The organism is Rhizobium sp. KDH_Rht_773_N, assembly GCF_052946295.1.
In genome coordinates, this window is record NZ_JBRFNB010000002.1 from 1,202,118 (window position 1) to 1,221,643 (window position 19,526).

General features: G+C 61.4%; 14 protein-coding genes and 1 pseudogene. 6 read left to right on the forward strand and 9 right to left on the reverse strand.

The features are described from left to right. Positions 1-147: 147 nt before the first annotated feature. A pseudogene (locus ACU8HS_RS27450) lies at positions 148-1,185 on the reverse strand (O-antigen ligase family protein); the annotation flags it as partial. A gap of 1 nt (position 1,186) precedes the next feature. After that, positions 1,187-2,284 carry a glycosyltransferase family 2 protein gene (locus ACU8HS_RS27455; protein WP_447016133.1) on the reverse strand — a complete coding sequence of 366 codons (1,098 nt, stop codon included), beginning with the start codon at positions 2,282-2,284 and terminating at the stop codon, positions 1,187-1,189. A gap of 507 nt (positions 2,285-2,791) precedes the next feature. On the opposite strand from ACU8HS_RS27455, the gene ACU8HS_RS27460 reads away from it, so the two are divergent. Beyond that, complete coding sequence (locus ACU8HS_RS27460; protein ID WP_112706480.1) at positions 2,792-4,375, forward strand: hypothetical protein; 1,584 nt, start codon at positions 2,792-2,794, stop codon at positions 4,373-4,375. A gap of 67 nt (positions 4,376-4,442) precedes the next feature. Here the strand turns inward: ACU8HS_RS27460 and ACU8HS_RS27465 are convergent, their stop codons facing one another. From ACU8HS_RS27465 to ACU8HS_RS27490, 6 genes are all read right to left on the reverse strand, one after another. Then, positions 4,443-5,672, reverse strand: a complete 1,230-nt coding sequence (locus ACU8HS_RS27465; RefSeq protein WP_112706481.1) for a right-handed parallel beta-helix repeat-containing protein — start codon at positions 5,670-5,672, stop codon at positions 4,443-4,445. A 124-nt stretch (positions 5,673-5,796) separates the two neighbouring features. Then, positions 5,797-8,007: a GumC family protein gene (locus ACU8HS_RS27470; RefSeq protein ID WP_447016134.1), complete on the reverse strand. Its 2,211-nt coding sequence runs from the start codon at positions 8,005-8,007 to the stop codon at positions 5,797-5,799. Further along, on the reverse strand, positions 8,004-9,146 hold the full coding sequence (locus ACU8HS_RS27475; protein ID WP_447016135.1) for a glycosyltransferase family 4 protein: 1,143 nt from the start codon (positions 9,144-9,146) through the stop codon (positions 8,004-8,006). The genes ACU8HS_RS27470 and ACU8HS_RS27475 overlap by 4 nt, the downstream gene beginning before the upstream one ends. Further along, a complete protein-coding gene (locus ACU8HS_RS27480; protein ID WP_112755704.1) occupies positions 9,140-10,240 on the reverse strand; it encodes a glycosyltransferase family 4 protein in 1,101 nt (366 codons plus the stop codon). The genes ACU8HS_RS27475 and ACU8HS_RS27480 overlap by 7 nt, the downstream gene beginning before the upstream one ends. Then, positions 10,237-11,187: a glycosyltransferase family 2 protein gene (locus ACU8HS_RS27485; RefSeq protein WP_447016136.1), complete on the reverse strand. Its 951-nt coding sequence runs from the start codon at positions 11,185-11,187 to the stop codon at positions 10,237-10,239. The genes ACU8HS_RS27480 and ACU8HS_RS27485 overlap by 4 nt, the downstream gene beginning before the upstream one ends. A 667-nt stretch (positions 11,188-11,854) precedes the next feature. Then, a complete protein-coding gene (locus tag ACU8HS_RS27490; RefSeq protein WP_113413335.1) occupies positions 11,855-12,760 on the reverse strand; it encodes a phytanoyl-CoA dioxygenase family protein in 906 nt (301 codons plus the stop codon). A gap of 294 nt (positions 12,761-13,054) precedes the next feature. On the opposite strand from ACU8HS_RS27490, the gene ACU8HS_RS27495 reads away from it, so the two are divergent. The 5 genes from ACU8HS_RS27495 to ACU8HS_RS27515 are packed head-to-tail and all read left to right on the forward strand — an operon-like array spanning position 13,055 to position 18,610. Further along, entirely contained in the window at positions 13,055-13,903 is an 849-nt protein-coding gene (locus tag ACU8HS_RS27495) for a WecB/TagA/CpsF family glycosyltransferase (protein WP_112704067.1), read from the forward strand. A gap of 14 nt (positions 13,904-13,917) precedes the next feature. Further along, positions 13,918-15,411, forward strand: a complete 1,494-nt coding sequence (locus ACU8HS_RS27500; protein WP_113500452.1) for a sugar transferase — start codon at positions 13,918-13,920, stop codon at positions 15,409-15,411. A gap of 45 nt (positions 15,412-15,456) precedes the next feature. Continuing rightward, positions 15,457-16,509: a UDP-glucuronic acid decarboxylase family protein gene (locus tag ACU8HS_RS27505; protein ID WP_112704069.1), complete on the forward strand. Its 1,053-nt coding sequence runs from the start codon at positions 15,457-15,459 to the stop codon at positions 16,507-16,509. Further along, positions 16,506-17,576 (forward strand): glycosyltransferase family 8 protein, encoded by a 1,071-nt coding sequence (locus ACU8HS_RS27510; protein ID WP_447016137.1) that lies wholly within the window; start codon positions 16,506-16,508, stop codon positions 17,574-17,576. The genes ACU8HS_RS27505 and ACU8HS_RS27510 overlap by 4 nt, the downstream gene beginning before the upstream one ends. 41 nt (positions 17,577-17,617) lie before the next feature. Next, positions 17,618-18,610, forward strand: coding sequence for a glycosyltransferase family 2 protein (locus tag ACU8HS_RS27515; protein ID WP_447016477.1), 993 nt, complete (start codon positions 17,618-17,620; stop codon positions 18,608-18,610). 119 nt (positions 18,611-18,729) lie between these two features. On the opposite strand, the gene ACU8HS_RS27520 is transcribed toward ACU8HS_RS27515, so the two are convergent. Beyond that, a complete protein-coding gene (locus ACU8HS_RS27520) occupies positions 18,730-19,518 on the reverse strand; it encodes a response regulator transcription factor (protein ID WP_112564194.1) in 789 nt (262 codons plus the stop codon). Positions 19,519-19,526: the final 8 nt, after the last annotated feature.

Consider the following 19,526-nt stretch of genomic DNA (forward strand, 5'->3'; position numbering starts at 1 on the left):
GAGAATGATCGTTTCCGTGAGGTTCATCACCAGGAACATGATGACCAGCACGTTCAACCACAGCCAGCCTTCCTCGGGGGCGTCACACAGCAGCGTTGCGCCCTGCCGCACCGCGCGGACAATCGTCCAGACCAGGGGTACGAAGCCCAGGAGCCCGAGGCTCAGCAACGTATCGCGAAATCCGTTATGGGCGTGCGGCGCCGGCCATCCGGCCGCAGCCCGGACGCGCCAGCCGTCGGGCGTGGAGTCCGCCCAGAAGGCCTGATAGCCGTAGCCGAACAACAGCCGCCTGCCGATCGCGTGATCCACCTCCCGCCAGAGCGGGACGCGGCCGGTCAGCGTCGCGTCCTTGCCGATCGCTTCGAGCAGGGGAACGAGCAGTTCGCTGAGGCCTACAAGAACCAGCGCGACCAGTTGCAGGCAGACCAGTACGAGGGTTGCCCTGCCAAGGTCACGGGTCTTCGACAGGGCGAGGAAGAAGACCGTCGCCACCGTGGCACTCGCGAGAGACGTCATGGCGGTCATCGACTGGGATGCGACGAGGCAGACGAGGCTGGCGCAAAGCAGCGGTATGCTGACGATTCTCCGCCCCGCCCGTCGATCCGTCGCCATTATGGCGCATGCGAAAGTCGCGATTGCGGCGTTCCAGCCGAGTGCGTTCTTGTTGTCGAAGACCCCTCTGAGCGAGCTTTCGCCCATGGTGAAGGCACGACCGGGCCATGCCACAGCCATCAGCAGACTGAACACCATGCCGGTGCCGAGCACCGCCACCGTCAGCAACAGCAATTGTCGCGGCGTGAACAGGATGGCGAGAAGATATGCGAGCGACACGGAAAGAATGAGCGCAATACCGCGCTGCAGGGTGAGGGCAGGGCTGGACGACCACAGCACCGAGACGAGCGGCAAAAGGAGGAGCACGGCAAACGGCAGGCTACGGCGAACGGCAATCAGCAGCTCTGTCTGATTTCGCGCCAGAAGCCCAAGGGAGATCAGATAGATCGGTATGCCAAGCAGGCGAAGTTTCGCCATCTCGCTGGCATCCAGGTAGCCATCGCGATCGATGAGGGGGAAGACGCAACCGCTCAGGAGCAGCAACGCGACAATGACGCCGACGCATTCCATCGAGCGCCAAGGCATGATGACTTTGTGACTGTAGACTGCCGGGTAGCAAGCCTTGTCCAACATATCATTCAGCCGGATACTGGCTGCTCAACTGGCCTTCCGGCGCCCTTGCGCCTGCTACCGCTGAACCTGCAGCAATACCGACCCGCCGCCGTGGGCCGGTGCTGCCCGGTGCGCCACGCCGTGCCTGATCGGCAGCGGTGCCATTGGCCGCTCCCACCGCGGCCCGGCCGGTGAGATGCTCCACCAGGTACAAAGGCCGTTGCCGGACCTCGATCGCGATACGGCCGACATATTCTCCGAGAAGCCCGACGGAGATCATGTTGAAGGCGCCGAACACGAGGATGACGACCATTATCGACGCGTAACCGGGCGCATCGACGCCGAATATCAGCGTTCGTCCGATGATGATGGCTGCGTAGAGTTGCGCCAGAAAGACGACGACAAGGCCGACATAGGTCCAGATCCGCAGCGGCATCGTCGTCGATCCGGTGATCCCGTCCAGCGCGAAGTTCCACAGCCGCCAATATACCCACTTCGACGTGCCTGCGGTGCGCTTCGGCCGGTCGTATTCGACCGTCGCCTGCGTGAAGCCGACCCAGGAGAAAAGGCCTTTCATGAAGCGGATACGCTCCGGCATGCCGTTCAAAACATCGACGACGCTGCGATCCAGCAGCCGGAAGTCGCCGACATTGTCCTGAATCGGATAGTCGGCCATCCTGTTATAGAGGCCGTAGAAGGCGTTGGCGCTCCAGCGCTTGAGCCAGGTGTCGCTGCTGCGTCTCTTGCGGCGCGCGTTGACCACCTTCGCGCCGCGCATCCAGGCGCTCACCATATCCGGAACGATGTCCGGCGGATCCTGCAGGTCCACGTCCATCGGTATGATTGCGTCGCCACGAGCGTGAGCAAGACCGGCAGCCAGCGCCGCATCCTTGCCGAAGTTTCGGGACAGGCAGATCAGTCCGATATCCGATCGCTGTGCGGCCAGACCTTCGATGATGTCGACGGTGCGATCCCGGCTGCCGTCGTCGACGAACAGAATCTCCACCTGCCCGCCCGGTCCGAGAGCGCTGCGGATCGCGTTGGTCTGCGCATCCACGGCCTGGAGAAAGAGCACGATCGTCTCCTCCTCGTTGAAAACCGGAACGACGATGCTCAGCACAAGGCCTTCCGCATCGGACATGCTGCGGGGCGAAAGGTCAGTCGTGGCAACCGGCCATGTGCGAGGGAACTCCGTGCTGCGCGGCAACATGTCAAACCCCCGGTGCGATGAAATGGATTGGACCATCGGATCGAGGCCGACAAAGGTCTTGTCCAAGGTGGCGAGACCGCCGCCCGTAGGTCTTTTGGGGAAACCGCTCGATCCGATCACTCTTTACAACAGTCTTACTCTTGACCATCCCCGGCTCCATCCAGCCTGCCGAACCGGCAGGCTCCAAGGCTCATCGAATTTTCCTCGACATCCCTGTCTGCGATGACACGCAAGCCCCTGTAGAAATGAACTTTATTCTTTATGCCGGCAGGTCGAAAGCGAGCCATAAGACGTACGCGTACCACTTTGTGCTGATTGTTGCTCGAGCGGAGAAGGCGTTAGTCTTGGTGCCGGCCTAAGCCGGGATGGATGTATTGCCGGCAAGGTACTGGGTACGGATTTAGGACTTGTGGGCGTATGGGCATATCTGACCTCAATCCGGTGCTGGGCACGGAGATCGCGGGGCCACCGAACCCGGTCAAGGAATCAGGATCGCTTTTGCGGAAGTCGCGCCCTCTCTCGGGGCATCTCGCGCTGTGGTTTGCCATGGTCGCGGCGCTTGCGGCCCTCTGTACTGCCATCAGCGGACAGAGCTACTGGATAGATGAGGCCAACACCGCGTGGCGCGCGGCAGAACCGCATTTCGGGGTGCTTCTGGCCCGCATGGTCGCGGAGACGGGCTCTGATGCGCAGATGCCGTTTTTTCTCGTGGCGATCTGGGCCTGGGAGAAGGTCGCCGGCGATGGCGAGGTCGCGTTGAGGGTAATGAACCTGCTTTGGCTTGTGCCGGGCCTCTACATCTTCGCCAATGGCCGGGTTGATCGTCTTCTGGTGGCCGGGGTGAGCGCCTTCCTGTGGTACTATATCGATGAGGCGCGGCCCTATGGCATGCAGATCGGGGCGAGCCTGATGGTCTTCGGCCTGCTCGAACGTGCGGTCGTTGCAGCGAGCGATCGCAGCGCGGGCGGTCCCCTCCTTCGCCCTTACCAAGTCTGGCTTCTTACGTTTGCGCTTATCGCCCTTTCCGGCAGCAGCTTGCTCGGTGCCATATGGGCCGCCGCCGCGGTCGCTGCAGCCGCCTGCGCCGTTCCCTGGAGCGCTCGCCGGCTCGCCGCAAGCCACATCGTCGGGCCTTCGATCCTGCTCATGGCCATTCTGGCGCCGCTCGGGCTCTACTATCTCTGGACGGTGATTGCAGGGGCAGGTGGCACGAAGGTTGCGGTCACCGATGCACGGACGCTGGTATTTTCGGCCTACGAACTGTTGGGTTTTGCTGGTCTCGGTCCGGGCCGCACGGATCTGCGGGCCGGGGAGGGGGCGGTTGTCTCTTCCTACATTGTCGTACTGGCGAGCTACGCCGTGCTGGTTGCGACGGTGACACTGGCCGGCGTCATTCAGGCCATGCGCAATATTCCGCCTCGCGCATTGGCGGCTTGCGCGATCGCGGTCGCGGCGGCGGCCGCACTGATCCTGATTGCCGGATATATTCTCCACTGGCGCGTCGTCGGTCGTCACCTTGCGCCTGCAATCGCGGTCGTCCTGGCGTTGCAGGCAGCAGGCGTGACGCTGCTCTGGCGCCAGCCTGTGGGCAAACTCGTGGTGATCGGCTTTCTGGCGATGGCACTGGCCTCCGGCGTAAGCATCAGGTTTGCGCCCCGCCACGCGAAGGACGATTACCGCTCCGCGGCCATTGTCGCCCGCTCAGCCCTGACGAGGGGTGAACGGGTCTGGTGGAGCGCCGATGCACTTGGCGCCCTTGTCTACCATGTGCCGCTGGGTCAGGCGTGTGGCAGCGCTCTCTACGTGTCGGAGCCGCATCCAGGCTTTGCTTCAGCACTCGAAGCTCCGACCGTGGTGATTACCAGCAAGCCCGATATCTACGATCCGCAGGGGCTGCTGGCGGCCTTTCTGTCCGAGCAGCACTTTCAGATCGCCGAAACCTTTCAGGCTTTCCAGATCTGGCGACGCACGCCATCGACCGGCCCTTTGCCTTGCGGCTGAGCGCGCGTCGGCGCCATTGGGCTGGCGATGATCCAGTACAGTTGGTGGATGCGTTCGGCGGCGGCATTCATCGTAATAGCGAGCCGGAAATATCCTTGGCATCGGGTGGCGTCCCCGCGCTGGAATCGGCCTCATCCGCTCCGATATCGACCTTGCCGTTCACACGGTCCTGCCCGTCCATGTCGCTAGATCCTAGGCCAAAAGCGGACGTTCCGGCATTGATGGCCGGCGAACCCGGCTTCAGGTGAAAATCTCCGGTGGTCGGATCTGCAAGCTGCGGATCGAACCCGAGGAGGTTTCCGTTTGCTGCGTCGGGCATGAGGCCGTCCGAAAGCACCGATGCCTCGCGCGGAGTGCCGTTGAAGGTGATGTTGTTATACCATTTCACATCCTTGTTGACGTAGCCGTTGGTACTGACGTCGTTGATGGCACGATTCCTGGAATCGGTCGCCGGGTCCGCCACCGCGATATTGTTCACCCAGGTATTGTGGCTGCCCATGGCGTTGCTCAGTTCGCCGCGCCAGCTTCCCTTGTTGGCATTGTCGTGGTTGTTGTGCCAGACGGTATTGTTGCGCACCGTGACGAAGTCGCTCAGGAAGACGTGGATACCCTTGCCGCCATTGCCGTAGGAAAGGTTGCCCTCGATCAGCGTGCCGTAACGGTATTTGGTGTCCTGAAAGCCGTCGATGATGATGCCGTTGCCATCCGTGTGCTCCCAGTCGATGGCGGGTCCCTGCACGTTGTCGTAGCTTGTGTTGTTCCTGATGACGTTGCGGAATTCGGCATTACCTGCGGCGAGATCCATGTTCTGCCAGAGCGAGATGCCGCTGCACTGATAACCGTTCGTCGCGGCATTGCCATAGACCCGGTTGCCCTCGATCGTCAGCCAATCCGATTTCGCGCTGGAAATGCCTGAGCCGCCGCTGTCATGGGCGATATTGTCCTTGATCGTGACATGGTGCGACCCTTCGATGTCGATCGCATGTCCCTGGCCGCCGACGACGTCGAAGCCCTCGATCTTCACGTAGTTCGCGCGCACGCTCAACGTACTGTAGGTGTCCGAAGACGGCGGCCTCAGCAAGGCGTTGCCCGGCAATTCGGATCGGATGGTGACGTAATTGTCCGCCGTGCCATCCCTCGTTACCACGATCTGCTCATGGTAGGTTCCAGACTTGACCACCACCTGGTCGCCGGGTCTGAGCTGCGCCTGCATGGCGCGGCCGATTGTCTTCCATGGAGCTGACAGGCTGCCTTTGGCGATGTCGCTTCCGTCAGCGGCAACGTAATAGTCGGTCATCACCCTTCTCCTGTCCCTGCAGTTTGCTGATCCCTCGGGGTACCGGCTGTGATGATTGATGTCTCTCACCGGCCCAGGGCGACGGTGGATCGATCAAGAATATGAAATCCTTCGATGTTCAGGTTCACGCTTTGAAATCGTGATATTTCATCAGCGACCTTGCGTACAACTCGGAGTCGCGGAAGTTGTATTTGGCGTGTCGCTTGGGTCTGACATTGTTGATGGCGACGACGATGTCGGCGTTGCGGGCGCTCCTGAGCTGCTGCAGGCAGAATTCGGCAGCGCGGCGGCTGGTCTTTGCCCATTGCACGACCATCAGCGTGCGCTCCGTCAGCGCCGTCAGATGCATGGTGTCGGCCGAGGCGAGCACCGGCGCGCTGTCGAAGATGACGACCTGGCCTCTGACGCGGGCCATCTCGATGATCTCGGCCACGTCGGTCAGCCGCACGCGCCGCTGCAGGCGGGGACTGCCGGCCGGGATGAAGTCGATCCCGCTCGGATGATGGTGGACGACGTCCTCAAGGGCGGCCTGTCCGCTCAGGAACTCGTTCAGCCCCTGTTTCAGGCCGGACCTGAACAGCGTGTCGAGATGGCCGCGCCGGATGTCGCTGTCGACGAGCAGCACCGGCGTTCCGTTGGCGGCCAGTTCGATGGCCAGCGATCCGGCCACCAGCGACTTGCCTTCGCCGCTATGGGCCGAGGTCACGGCGATGGAGTGCGGCAGCTTGCCGCCATTGGCCTGTTTGAGCGAGATCATCACGGTGCGGATGGCTTCGTCGAACATGCCGATCTGCGTCTGGCCGAACAGCCTGGAGGGATCCCTGCGCTCCTTGCGCCGCAGATGCGGGACGAAGCCGGCCGGCACGATGCGGCCCATCGTGGAGATCTGGTCGAAGCTGCGCACCGTCCGGTCCATCATCTCGACCACGAAGGCGGCCGTCACCGCAACGGAGACCGAAGCGAAGAAGGCGCCGATCAGATAGAACAACCGGCTGCGCCCCTGCGGCACGAGCGGCACGGCCGCCGGTGACAGGACCTCCAGTTCGGCGCCCGGCAGCATGGCCTGCCCGGCCAGGCCGCGGCGCTGTTCCTCGAGCTTGTCGAGGGCGGCCTGCTCCTTGTCGGCAATGCGCTGCAGCCGCACCAGCTCGGTCTGCGCCAATGCGGAACGGGAGCGCTGTTCGTAGGCGGCCGTCAGTGCGGAGCGGGCCGTGCGGTCCTCGTCGTCAAGGGCGGCCAGCCTGGCGCGCAGGGACTGCAGGTAGCGTTCGATCGCGGCGCCGAGATCGGCGCGGGATTTGTCGATCCGGGCTCGCAGGTCGACCACGGCGGGGGCATCGTTGCCATAGATGTCGAGAAGACGGGCAAGGTCCTGCTGCTGGGCGCGAAGGTCGGCCTGCATCACGCCGATGCTGTCGGGGATGGATTTGTTCTGCGCGGCCAGGGAAGGGTCGCGGGCGGCTTCCAGCGCGGCAATCGTGTCCGTGATGTCGGTGCGGTCTTGCGCGATCTTCGTCTGCCGGTCGCTCAGTGCGACGATTGCCTTGATCTGCTCGCTCTGGTCATCGTCGTCTGGAACGACACCCATTCTCTGCTGATAGGTGTCGGCGGCATCGCGGGCGGTCCTGGCGCGATCCTGCTGTTCGGCGATGCGCTGGCCGATCCATGTTTCCGCCGTGTCCAGGCTGGAGCGGATACTGTCCCTGCGCTCTTCGAGATAGATGGTGATGAGGCGGTTGGGGACGGCGGCGGCCAGTTCGGGATCGCCGGCGGTAAAGCCGATCTCAACGACGTCGCTCTGGCCGTCGCGCCACACGCTGAGTGCCTTGTAATAGGCCTGGACGACCGGCTCGATCGTCTCTCCGGCCGGCTGCGACGGCCTGTCGGTGCTGACGAGGCCCCGCAGCGTTGCCCTGATCCTGTCGATGACGGAGGCCTGGCGCAGGGCCGGGTTGAACTCCGGCCGCTCGTCGAGCCGCAGGTCGCGGATGACCCGTTCCGCCACGTTTCTGGACAGAAGCCGTTCGGTCTCGGAGGTGACGTTGAGCGGCGCATCGCCGCCGGCATCGCCTGTGCTGAGCGCGGTCGCCAGGGGCTTGTGGATCATCAGCCGGGACTCGGCATGGTAAGCCGGCTTCAAGCCCGATATCAGCACGATGGAGGCCGCCATCACAACCGCCATCACAGCCACGATCATCCCCATCCGCCGGCGCAGCAACCGCAAACCCGACGTCAGATCAAACTCTTCCGGCCTCACCTCCGCCTGAAACCGGGGTTCATAGGGCATCGCCGGGAGCGATACGTTGCGATCTGGCGGAAAAGTTGAAATGGTCATAGTGCGCTAACCCTTGCTTGAGGTTGCGCGGAGATGGTTTCGTAGAGCTTTTCCATCGACCGCATATATGCCTTCATGCTGAAATGGTTGAGATAATGGGCGCGCGCCCCGGCCGAGAGGCGGCTGCGGGCGTCTGGATCCGTAACCAGCTTCGCCAGGGCGGCGGCCAGGGCATCCTTGTCTCCGACAGGGACGAACACGCCGTTTTTCCCGTCTGAGATAACCTCCTCGTGCGCTCCGACACGGGTGGTGACGACGGCAAGTCCGTGAGAGAGCCCTTCGAGCACGGCCATCGCCAGGCCCTCGGCATGCGAGGGCAAGGCGAGGATATCGGCACGTGCGCACAGCGCACGCGCTTCGTCGGCGCCAAGCCACCCCGGCATCTCCACCCGACCTGAAAGGCCCAGGTCTGCAGCTTGGCGGCGATAGTCTTCCACAGGTCCGTCGCCTGCCAGTACCGCCCGCCACCGAAGCTCCTTCATCAGCGGATGGCTGAGGGCGAGCAGCAGTTCCGGAACGCCCTTGCGTTCGCTCAGGCGGCCAAGAAATACGATCAACGGCGGCTCGCCGGCACGAATGCTGTGCGGGCCGGGGTCGGGAACGCAATTGTGGGCGATGACGAGGCGGCGCTCGTCCACGCCCAGACGTGTCGCGAGCGTCGTGCGATCCCGTTGGCCGAGCGCCACGACGCAATCGGCGCGCTGAAACATCCGGCGTATGAGCGATTGTTGCCGCGGCGAGCGTTCTGCAAAATCGCCGGCATAGTCGTAGTCGTGCAGGTGCAAGATGTGAAAGCACCCGAGCCAGCGGGCAGCCTCGGTCAGGATCAGCTTTCGCGAGGTGCTGCCGCGGCCGGCGACGTGAATATGATGAATACGTGCGGGATCGAGGATTCGATCCTTCGCCATCGCAAGGATAGCGCCCAGCAGGCGCAGAGGGGACGTTGCCGCAGACCACCGTGGCCCTCTGGTGTCGGTGACGGTATGTTCTGCACCGCCTTCTTTCGCCGTGCCGACTATGTAACCGACCAGCCTGCCAATGCCGCCGCCGTTCTCGCAGCCACCGGGAACGTAGTGACGGACGCTCGCCGTGCGGCGCATCGCCATATGATGACCATCCGTCGAGAGCTTCATCAACATGATCCGACCACCTCGCGATAGACGGCGGCCGCCCGGGCGCCGACCTGTTCGGGCGAATTCGGTCCCCTGGCCCATTCGAGCGCGTTGGCGCCGAGATTGTTTCTGAGTGCGTTGTCGTCGGCCAATGTCCGGATCGCCTTTGCGAGCGCTTCCGCATCGCCCGGCGGGACCACCATTCCCAATCCGTTGGGCTCGACGGTGGTTCGCAATTCGCCCACGTCGGTCACGATAACGGGTTTGCCGAATGCCGCCGCAAGGTTCAGCACGCCGCTCTGGGATGCTTCCGTATAGGGAAGGACGACGATATCGGCGTCGAGGAAAAGCTGGGCGACCTCCTCGTCTTCGATGAAGCGGTTGCGGATATCGTAACGGCCGGCTTCCCCCATGAGGGACCGGAAGACCCAGGGATCGTCGCCACGACCGGCGACCGTAACGTGCAGGTTGGGGAGCGCATCCTTGAGCATCGCCTCGGCACGGATCAGGTGTTCCAGGCCCTTGTAAGCGAAAATCCGCCCAAAGAGCAGGACACGCACCGTCCCATCGCCGCCACGCCGCTTCATTTGCTGCCGTCGCGCGAGTTCCGCATAGCGATGAATGGCAGGATGCGACAGGACATGCACACAGTCGGGCGATTTCGAGTACCGGTCGAGGACCATCCGCTTCAGCCCCTCGCCATGCACGACGATATGTCCCGACTGCTTGACCATCAGTTCCGGAGCCCAGCCGGGAAGGGTGCGCGTGTCGGAATCGCCGGGATGCACTTCCACGTCGTGAACGGTGGTCACGAGCGGGATCGGGCGCCAGAAGGGTACGGCAAAATTCAACCACAATGTGGAGTTGCTCAGCAGGTGAATGAGGTTCGGCCGCTCGTGCCGGATCAGACGCGTGAGCTGGTGCAGGAACCACGGATTGGCAAGCGAACGGTGCCGGGGCCAGTCCAGAAGGTGAAGATCGACGGCCGGATCGAACCAGGAAGCAAGATGCGCATAGCGCCGGCGCGGCACGCCCAGGACGACCGGCATGTGGCGCGCGACGCCGCTCGCGAAGGATATTGTATAGTCCTCCAGTTCGGAAACCAGCAGCAGCGCTTTCATTTCGCCGCCTCCGACAAGCCGATATCTCTGCCCGGGCGGGGGAGGTGGTAGGCGCTGCGCAACGCGTCGCGCGTCCGCCGCAGCAGGTTTGGTTCTCCGGAGAAAAACAGCCCTTCGACAGCGAGCTTGAGCCGGGTGCGCACATTGACGCCATCCAGCCCTGCCGCCGCCATCTGATAGGGGTAGTGATCCCTCAGGCTGAGCCTCGCCGGCAAGTCGTGGAACGAGAGGAACCGGTTCGTCGCCTCGACGCTGCGCTGCCAATGGGCCATACGCCTTTTCAGCATCGAGGCGTCATCTGCTGGCCGGTACCAATTGTTGTTGTGGATCCGATAGAAGCCGAGCGTTTCCGGCAAGGCGGCAACGTCGCCCAGAAACGGATAGATTCCCGTGAGCCAGGCATCGGCGGATATGCGGAACTGTTCGGGAATCGGCCCGGCGGCATCCCACGCGCTGCGTCGTACGGAGATGGCTGACGTCATGGGGAAGGGCCACCAGCCGGCCGAACGCGTCAACTGCGGCGACAGGTCTCCTGAACACAGGGTTCGGGGGATCGGCTTGAGGATCGGCGAGCCGTCGATCGAAATTGGCTGAAGTCGATGATAGGCAAGCGATACTTCGGGATGCGAGCGGAAAGTCTCAGCCGTCGCCGACAGCTTGCCGGGCGCCCACCAGTCGTCGGCGTCCAGAAAACAAAGGATGCCGCCGCTGCTGGATTTCACAGCGGCGTTGATCGCGGCGGCCTGTCCCGAGTTCTCCTGAAAGATCACCTTCACCCGGTCGCCATAAGCTTCCAGAACGGAGCGCGACTCGTCGCTCGATCCATCGTCCACGACGATGATCTCGACATCGGCCATCTCCTGGCTCAGGGCGCTGTCAATCGCGCGTCCGACGAAGCGGCCGTAGTTGTAATTGTTGATAAGAACGCTGATGCCTGGTCGCTCCATGACACCCTCTCACGCGGCTTGCCGGATTGGACCGCAGCGCCGCGACGTGTTCCTTGGGACCTCGATGATGGCGGCGTGCAGGGCGCTCCCTTGCCCGGCCGGGATCCTGCATTGAACCGAAGAGGTCGCCGCCAACAATGCCGGGACGGGTGATGCTTCCGTCACACAATGTGCAGAACCAGGACCAGAACGCGAAACCATAGGAATCCCAACCCTCTAAGCATCAACTACGAACAATCAGCCTGCGCGGGAACCATGGCCTTGCGCTATCGGGATCTGCTGCCGAGCCATGTCCTTCGCGCCATGCATTCCTCTCCAAGCTACCGGTGAATGGACACACGTAACATCTGCTCTTATTGGCAATCCCTTAGGCCCTGACCGCCACCTTTTGGGGGAGGGAGCCGCAGAAGGCCTAAGGACGGAGCGGCTATGGGGGTATGGGCTCATGCTTTGGACGTAGATGCCGCGGTCACGGCGTTGGTGCGCTGCGGATGCGGGCGGATGCCCGCAAGCCCGTCCGCGCTGTTGCAAGCCATGTTGCTGCGTTTTCTGCACTGCCGCCGGTCCGCTTCGGGAGCGGGCCGAGGGGCGCAGTCCTGCGCACCATTTCGACGGTGCGCAGTTGGTCGATCGTGTGCGCGAGGCCAGGGTCTGAAACCGGGCGCGGCTAGGCAGGCGCCCCGATAATCGGCGGAACGACCTTGTTGACCGCAAGCTGGGCCAGCACATCCGGGCTCAGCGTTCCCCGAACGCCGGGATGGCGGTGGCGACCTTCCTCGGCATAGGAATAGGTCTCCGCATCCGACGGGCCGAAAGTCATGAAGACGGCGACACGGTCAGGCGTTCCGGTGATCCGTCGAATGATCGATCGCGTCACGGTGAATGCCTTTTGAACGTCCAGGTGAAGCAGCGGCCCGATCCGTTCGAAAAATTTGCGCAGACTCCTGTCAACCAGGGTCGGCATCTGCCCTGCATGTTCGATGCGTACGTCGAAGATGATCGCATCGCCCGCCCGGACTCCAAGACCCCTTGCCGGCAGGCTCTGGACCAAGCCTTTCAGGTGAGATTTCGGCCGCACCTTCAATGTTGCGCTCGAGTTCTCGTCCTGGTCCTGCAGGTAGAACGCGATCTTGTAGACCTTGAAATTCTCGTCCGAGAAAATGCTTCCATCGACGCAGCGCGGATGGTGCGGGACGTCGTTATGCCACGACGACGTCGTGTTGATCATGAGATCGCACTCGCCTGTCAGAACGACATCGAGCGGTTGGGTAATTTCCTTGAGACGGTTGAGGATCGTATCGGAAGTCATGAATCTCGCGACTTCGTCGACGACATACATGGCATGAAGCTGGAATTTGCCGCCGTACAAATACTTGCCGCCGGATTTTAGATACTGTCTGGCAACCCGCCGCAATCTTTCCACCTGTTCAGGCGTCAGCACATCCCTGATGACAGTATAACCATTGGAGGTCAGATCGTTCTGCAGCTGGTTGGTTGTGCTGGGCGCCTCTGGAGGCCCGCTGGCCGGCACCCACAATTCGTCTATTGAATTCACCCCTGTTGAATTCACCATTGTCTCTCTCCCCGGCTTTCTCGCGCTCAAACCTCCCCAGCTTTGGTCGCGCTAAAGCGACTGTCTTCTGCAGCTTCGCGAAGGTCAAACCGCTCTTTTCGGGGTAACGCTTATCAAAAAGAGCAATCGAGCCTACCCCGGGGATAGGGCCTTACTTCCAATATTGTATCTATTTCTATGAAGAACGCAGAAATGTGAAGTCTTTCTACGTCCAATAGCTGGAGCTGAAAGTATGGAGGCAGCGAGCCTGCCAGCATATTCTGGCGGCAGTTTCAGTTGGCAAAAGCGTAGATCATGAGAAATTCACCGGCAGACAGAAACCAAACTTCAGTCCCTGATTCAAAGGATTCCCTGAAGTGGACGAATGTCCTTGGTGTTCGAGTTTCCGCAGTCAATCTCGAAAGCGCGACCGGACTTATCGAAAAGGCGATCGAAGACCGCAGGAAAGAATATGTGTGCGTTCGCGACGCACACGGTGTCGTGCGGTGTCAGAAAGATCCCGAGCTTCGGTCCATTCATAACCGGGCGTTCCTGGTAACCCCGGACGGCATGCCGTTGGTCTGGGCGCTGAGACATGCCGGCCACGCGGAAAGCGACAGGGTCTACGGACCGGATCTCATGCTGTCCGTTTTCGATGCCGGCAGTTCCAAGGGTTTGCGCCACTTCCTTTACGGCGCGACAGCCGAAACGCTCGGCCAGCTGCAGACGCGACTTCTGGCAAAATATCCGCAGGCGCGGATCGTCGGTTCCTATGCGCCGCCTTTTCGCCAGCTGTCCATGCAGGAGGAAACGGATATTGCCGACCGGCTCAACCGGTCGGGTGCCGACATCATCTGGGTTGGGTTGAGCAGTCCCAAACAGGAACTCTGGATGGCGCGCATGCGCGAGCGCCTGGACGCGCCGATGCTCATCGGCGTCGGCGCTGCTTTCGACTTCCACGCCGGTCTCAAGCGGCAGGCTCCCAGGATCATTCAAAGAAGCGGCTTCGAATGGGCGTTTCGCCTTCTCTGCGAGCCGCGACGGCTGTGGCGGCGCTATGCGCTGGTCGTGCCGACCTTCATCTCACTGACCGCCTTTCAGAGACTGGGCCTTCGAAAGTTTCCGATCGAGGACGCCGTCTCCGGGTCGGGACAAAGGCCGTAGAGGAGTAAAGCATCATGTCCTCATTTGCGCCGTCAGCGATGACATCGGGTCCGTCGAAGGCATCTTCCACAAACGACATGGCGTCGCGAGCGATCCCGGCAGGGTCGGTGCCACCGATCGCAGCCAGGACGGGGGATCGCATTGGCTCGACAGGGCTGAGTATGCCGGCCGCACTGCAGCGCCGGCTTCCACGGTTTGCAACGTCGTCGCTTCTGGTTGCCGGCGACATAGCGAGCTATCTGGTTGCCTATTTCGCCCTTCTGTCGTTCCTTCCAGAGGGCGCGGAGGGCAGGCTAGCGGAGCGCGCCTTCATCCTCACGGCACTGGCTGCGATCGTTCTTTATGCCTCGGCCGGCCTCTATCCCGGATATCGGCTGCACGACCACGAACATCTGCGCCGGCGCACGATAGCTGCCGTCAAGGTGGCCGTCCTGACGGTATTTGGAGCGATCATCCTGCCGGATGGCGAACGGCTGCTGCTTGCCATCATCGGCTTCCTCGGGCTCGGGCTGATCGTTCAGCCAATCGTGCATTGGCTTGCGAGAGGCCTGTGCTGGAAACTTGGCATCTGGGGAGAGCGCGCGGTGATCATAGGGGGGCGCAATCTTGCTCCCGCGCTCGTGGCGCACTTCAAGCGCCACTGGCAGTATGGCATCAGGCCGGAATCTTTCTCCCCCGACACGTCGGAAGCATTGCCGGACGGTGGGCCATCCATTGCCCTGATCGCAGCTGACGCGGGTTCGCTTGCACCCGATCTGGCGGCCATGCGCCGGAAGTTTGCGGAAGTCATTCTGCTCTCCGACACACCGAGCCTCAAGGTCAGCGGCCTGCGGCCGGCGGATGTAGGCGGAGAGATCGGTATTCGCCTCGCCACCGGCGGAAGTCCGGTGAATTCGGATCTGGTTCGCCGAGCCCTCGATCTTGCAATCGCTATTCCTGCCGCGATTGTCGTCGCGCCCTTCATTGCGATTGCGGCCGCCGCGATCTACGTCATCGATCCGGGTCCTGTCTTCTTCCGGCATGCCAGGGAGGGACTGTCCGGCAAGCCGGTCTATGTGCTGAAACTGAGGACGATGTACCGGGATGCGGAGCAGCGTCTCGAAGCCTTGTTCCGGGAAAACCCGGCCATGCGCGCCGAGTGGCTGGCCCATTTCAAGCTCAAGGACGATCCGCGCGTCCTGCCGGTCATCGGGCATCTCCTTCGCTCATCGAGCTTCGACGAGCTCCCGCAACTGGCGAACATCATTGCGGGCGAGATGGCCATCGTCGGACCGCGTCCGTTTCCGGAATATCACCTGCTGGCGATGGACGGCGAATTTCGCGACAAGCGCCGTTCCGTCACGCCGGGGCTCACGGGCCTTTGGCAGATATCCGAACGAAGCAATGCGGATATCGAGCTGCAGCAGCAGCTCGACGAGTTCTACATCGACAATCGGTCCCTCTGGTTCGACTGCCAAATTCTTCTCAGCACGATCCCTGCGGTCTTCAAGCGCAGGGGAGCTTACTGACCATCCTCGCTTCTGCGGGGCAACCATCAACAACGGAGCACACCAATGCACGGACAAAAGCGAATTATGGTAACCGGCGGCACCGGATTTCTGGGATCATTCCTGTGCGAAAGGCTGTTGCGAGAAGGCAATGATGTCCTCGCGGTGGACAACTACTACACCGGCTCGCGCGACAACGTGCTGCATCTTCTCGACGACCCGCGCTTCGAGATCCTTCGCCACGACATTACCTTCCCGCTCTATGTGGAAGTCGACGAGATCTACAATCTCGCCTGCCCGGCATCCCCGGTCCATTACCAGGTCGATCCCGTTCAGACGATCAAGACCAATGTGCACGGCGCCATCAATATGCTTGGCCTTGCCAAACGCACCAAGGCGAAGATCTTCCAGGCCTCCACGAGCGAAGTCTACGGTGATCCGGCAGTCCATCCCCAGCCCGAGGAATATCGGGGCAGCGTGAACCCCATAGGGCCGCGGGCATGCTACGACGAAGGCAAGCGCTGTGCCGAAACATTGTTCTTCGACTACCATCGCCAATATGGCGTGGAAATCCGGGTGGCGCGCATCTTCAACACGTACGGGCCGCGCATGCAGACCAATGACGGCCGCGTCGTCTCCAATTTCATCGTTCAGGCGCTTCAGAACGAGCCGATCACCATCTTCGGAAACGGAACGCAAACCCGCTCGTTCTGCTATGTGGACGATCTGATCGAGGGCTTCATCCGCCTGATGGGCGCGCCTGCCGGCGTCACCGGGCCGATCAATCTCGGCAACCCCGGAGAATTCCAGGTTCGCGAACTGGCCGAAATGGTCATCGAAATGACCGGGTCGAAATCAAGCATCGTTTACAAGCCTCTGCCGATCGACGATCCGACGCAGCGCAAACCGGATATCAGCCGCGCAAAACAGGACCTCGGCTGGCAGCCGACAGTAAATCTGCGCGAAGGGCTGGAGAAAACCATCGCCTATTTCGAATGGAAGCTTTCTGGCGGAGCCAGGAGCATGCCTAGCGCGCGGTCCCAGCAAGCGGCTTATGCCCATCTGCCGACCCCGGCCGTCGGCTTTCCCGTCCAGGAAGCCGTATCGATCGGGCCGTGAACGGCAACGCCGGTCCTGGCGGGGCGAAGCTCGGTTTCTTTCGATGGGATGGTGCCGGAAACATGAATGTGCATAGGATACCAACAGGAGCCGCCCCTGCGGGCACGAAACAGCGGCTGGGGCCGATCGTCTTTGCGGTCGATGCGGCCTATGCTGTTCCCCTGGCGACCGCGCTTAGATCGGTCGCCGAAAACAACAGAGATGCATGGCCTCTGGATATCCATGTCATTCATGAAGGTATAGGCGAAGAAACAAAGCGCCGGATCTTTGATTCCCTGCCGGCAAACTCCACAGTCATCCAGTGGCATCCCATCGGCACCCTGTCTTTCGCGAGCGGATTTTCCACGCGCCCCGGCGTCTCGAAGATGACCTTCGCAAGGATCCTTCTGCCGCAGTTCCTTCCGGAGAGCTGCAACCGGGCTCTCTATCTGGACGGCGACATCCTCGTGCTGGCTGCGCTTGAACAGTTGTGGAATGCCGATCTGGGCGAGGCGGTAATCGGCGCGGTGCCGGACTACTGGCTGGACGATGTGGTGAGCAAAGAGCCGGGGGCGGCAGGCCCTCCCCGGGTGGAGCGCTATTTCAACGCCGGCATTCTTCTTATCGACCTTGAGAAATGGCGGAAGGAGCGGATATCGGAACGGTCGCTGGATTATCTCGATCGCTTTCCGACGACGGAATATTCGGATCAGGACGCTCTGAACGTCGCCTGCGACGGAAGGTGGAAAGTCCTGGATCGCGCCTGGAATTTCCAGTTCGAGCCCACACAGGCGATCGGTCGCATCGCGCTCGAACAGAAGCTCGGGATCGTGCATTTCGTAACCAACGTGAAGCCCTGGAAATCGGGAAGCTTGAGCCCGAACGTCGCATTCTACGATGCGTTCCGATCCCGGACCCGATTTGCGCTGACGCGCCGGGAGCGCATTCAAAGTGGCCTGAAGCGCGCAGGCTCGCGGCTGCTTGCCCGATCCGCGCTGTTGCGGGCCGTGTGGTCCTGCACGAAATCGGCAATGCAGACGTACACATCAACTTTGGCGCGAATGAACCGGAGAGCGAGGAACGTCTGAAGAGCGAAGCGAAGCCGAGCGGCGCCCGTGGAGGAAGAAACTTGCAACGAGTTGATGTCGTAATTCCCTGCTACAACTACGCTCACTTCCTGCGGGAATGTGTTGAAAGCGTTCTCTCGCAGGCCAATGTCGAAGTACGTGTGCTCATCCTGGATGATTGCTCGCCGGACCATACGCCCGAGGTCGGAATGGCCTTGGCATCCCGCGACAAACGGGTTGCCTATCGTCGGCATGCGGCAAACAAGGGACACATCGCGACCTATAATGAGGGTATCGAGTGGGCAGGCGGTGACCTATTCCTGCTTCTGTCCGCGGACGATTATCTATTGCCGGGTGCGCTGGGCCGCGCGGCAGCGCTGATGCGCGACAATCCCGATGTGGGGTTTGCGTTCGGGAACGCGCTTGTGGCCGAGCCGGACGGCGTCATAACCAAGCGCGTCGATCCTCTCGGCGACCGGAATGTGCCGCCCATGCAGGTCCTGTCCGGTCCGCAATTCATGCGCATAAGCGGGGCAAGCAACCTCGTTCCGACACCGACGGCCGTCGTCAGAACGGCGCTGCAAAAGCATGTTGGCGGCTATCATAAGGAGCTGCCGCATGCCGGGGACATGGAGATGTGGCTGCGGCTCGCATCACATGCCGGGGTTGGCTATATCAACGAAGATCAGGCAGTATATCGCAGACATGCTTCGAACATGTCGCTGCAATACTACGGCCAAAGTATTCTCCCCGACCTCCGGCAAAGAAAACATGCTTTCGATATCCTGTTTCGCCAGGGCGCCGACAGCCTCAAGACAGATGAAAAACTGAGGCGTTTCCTTGCCAGAGATCTGGGGAAAGAGTCGCTTCGCCTGGCTGGAATGGCATTCAACAATTCCGATCTTGCCACTGCCGCGGCGCTTCAGCGCTTTGCCCTCGAGGTTTCTCCGGAGGTGCGAAATTCACTGCCCTGGATCAAGCTGGCCTGCAAGCGGATCATCGGACCAAGATACTGGTATGCCCTGAATTCCATCGGGCGGTGGGTTGCAGGATGAGCGGGCAGGGATGTGCAGCGGAATTGTCGATCACGGCCCCGGCGGCGGTCGGTGCCGCCGGGATGATCTGGCGCAGAAACGCGTCTGCTGCAGCCGAACCATTCAATCGTCTGACGGTGTCAGCACAGTGTCTTGTTGGCGCTGACGCCGGAAATGCTGTTTTGAAACAGGTCGTTGAGCTTGAACACGACTTCAGTTCTGTTCGTTGCCTTGACCTTTTTCATGATGTTGCGGACATGCACCTTCACGGTGCTTTCCCGCAGGTTGAGTTCATAGGCGATGATCTTGTTCGCCTTTCCGCGCCGGAGCGCCTCGACCACCTCTGCCTGACGGTCCGTGAAGATGCCGGCCAGGGGACGGGCGGTCGTGTTGCTGGATTCCAGCAAGTGACGCATGGCGAAGAGCGTGCTGGCGGGCACAAAAACACCACCCGCTACCGACAGCGCGATCAGCTCCATGCAGACGCTGATACTGACCGAGGCGGGTATGTAGCCCTTGGCGCCGTATTCGATCGCCTTGACGATCTGGCCGAAATCGTCGCTATCGGCCAGTATGATGACGGGTATCGCGCCGAATTCCGCAGCAAGGCTTCTGATCTGCCCCGAGACGGCAGGCTCGTCGATTTTCTTGCCACCGATATTCAGGAGGATAGCTGAAAGCGGCGGATATTCGTCGCATTTCTGCTTCCACTCCTCAATACTTCCGAATGCCAGTATAAGTAGATCCGTCTTGTGAGCGGCCATGCACTGCGCGAGGCATTGCCGATCAAGTTCACGGTTGTCGAGGATCACCAAAGAGTGCTTTGGCCTCGATTGCGAGCTCAATCCGGTAGAGGTATTCTCTACTTTAAGTGGAAGAGCCACATTTTCCTGTCTAAGGTCTAAATTTGGAACAAGCGCTGAATTCACTGCTTCAT